This is a genomic window from Rhodococcus sp. (in: high G+C Gram-positive bacteria) (genome assembly GCF_049286785.1).
Taxonomy (GTDB): Bacteria; Actinomycetota; Actinomycetes; order Mycobacteriales; family Mycobacteriaceae; genus Rhodococcus_F.
On sequence record NZ_JBAQEO010000934.1, the window covers coordinates 1 to 1,707 of the forward strand.

A 1,707-nucleotide genomic window follows, 5' to 3' on the forward strand; every position below is an offset into this window, starting at 1 on the left:
CTTCACCGCCAATTGCGATGTCACCTCATTGAGACTCCGTGCCCATGAGCGGATCGACTCGCTGCTGGCGGCCGAAGCGGCCAGCACCGGCTCTGCGTCGGTGATGAGCTGCGTCATCGGCGCGAGAGTGGCGACGGAGTCGCGGGCGAGAAGGTGAGCCGAGTCGAACAGGCGCTGCAGGACGGGGCCCGTTCCGTTGAATGCGTAGTAACTTTCGTCGATCACCGTCTGCAGGTTCTGCTGAGGTATTGCTTCCAAACCGCGGTTGACCGTGTCGATCAGTGGGCCGACGTCTTGGGGAACCGAGGTCCGCTCGAGCGGAATGGTGTCGCCGTCCTCGAGATAGGGGTCGTTCGACGTTCGAGGCACCAGATCGACGTACTGTTCGCCGATGGCTGAGCGGCTATGGACGTCGGCATCGAGATCGGCGGGGATCTTCACGTTACCGACCATGCTCAGGGTGGCCTCGATGCCGCCCGGTGACGGCTGCAGATCCTCCACTTTGCCCACGGTGACTCCGCGGTACGTCACATTCGAGGTTCGATACAGGCCACCCGTCGCGGGCAGCTGCACCTTCAGCTCGTATCGGCCGATACCGACAAGGCTGGGAATCTGCATGTACTGCACTCCCATTACCGTCACGGCGATGACCGTCAGGACCGAGAAGATCATGAGCTGGATTCGGACGAATCTCGTGAGAACCATTACCGACCTCCTCCGGGTACCGGCGCAGCGAGGGGGTTGGGCGTACCGAGCCCGGGCTGTCTCTCCACCGTGCGCCCCAACGCGGTTTCGAGCGCCGTCAACTGTCCTTCCAGGGGTGTCCCCTGAAGGAAGCCGTTGTCGATGCGTCCCATCGTCAGATCCACGGTGAGACTGAGGTTCGCCAAATCACCACGCTGCCAGTTCTTGATCGTCGGCTGGGGCCAGGGGAAGGTCGAGTAGATACCCAGGGACCTTGTGAGGTCACTTCCGCCGTCGGCCAATCCCCGAAGCGTCGACTGCAGATTACGCAGGTTCGCGACCATGTCATCTCTGCTTTCGGTGACGACCTGATTGCCGATCGACGAGAAGTTGCCGATGGCCGTGACCGCGTTCGTCAGGTTCTCCCGCTGTCTGTCGAGCACCTCCAGGGCGGGCGGGATGCCGTCCAGAGCTCCCGTCAGGACGTCGTTCTGCCGGTTGACGGTGACAGCGAGGTGGTCGAGCCCTTCCATCGCGGCGATGATGTCCGAGCTCTGGCGGTTGAGTCGGTCGGTGAACGTGTCGAGCTGGGAGAGGAGACTACGAACATCTTCCTCCCGTCCTGACAGTGCGGCGTTGATCTCGGTGTCGATCTGTTCGATCTGGCCGAGGCCGCTGCCGTTGAGCACCGTCGAGATCGCAGAGAGGGTCTGCTCCGTTGTGGGGTATTGGCCGGCACGTGCGAGCGGTATCACGTCGCCGTCCTGTAGGCGCCCCCGCGCGGGTTCCGTTACCGGCGATGCGAGTTCGATGTGCTGACTGCCGAAGAGGCTGGTCTGTCCCACGCGCGCTGTCGCATTCTCGGGCAGGACCACATCGCCGTTGAGCGAGACGCTGACCAAGGCGTGCCATCCCTCGCGCTCGATCTTGGTGATGCTTCCGACGTTGACGTCGTCTACCCGGACTCGTGAATTAGGTTGAATTGCGGTGACGTTCGGCATCTCGATGCGTACGGCGTATGCG

2 protein-coding genes are annotated in these 1,707 nt (G+C 62.6%); both read right to left on the reverse strand.

Translation table 11 applies throughout. The features are described from left to right. A partial coding sequence (locus WAW17_RS33910) for an MCE family protein (RefSeq protein WP_422337204.1) occupies positions 1-705 on the reverse strand: 705 nt, incomplete at its 3' end. Then, positions 705-1,707: MCE family protein (locus tag WAW17_RS33915; protein ID WP_422337205.1), on the reverse strand; the 1,003-nt coding region annotated here is incomplete at its 5' end. The genes WAW17_RS33910 and WAW17_RS33915, both read right to left, overlap by 1 nt.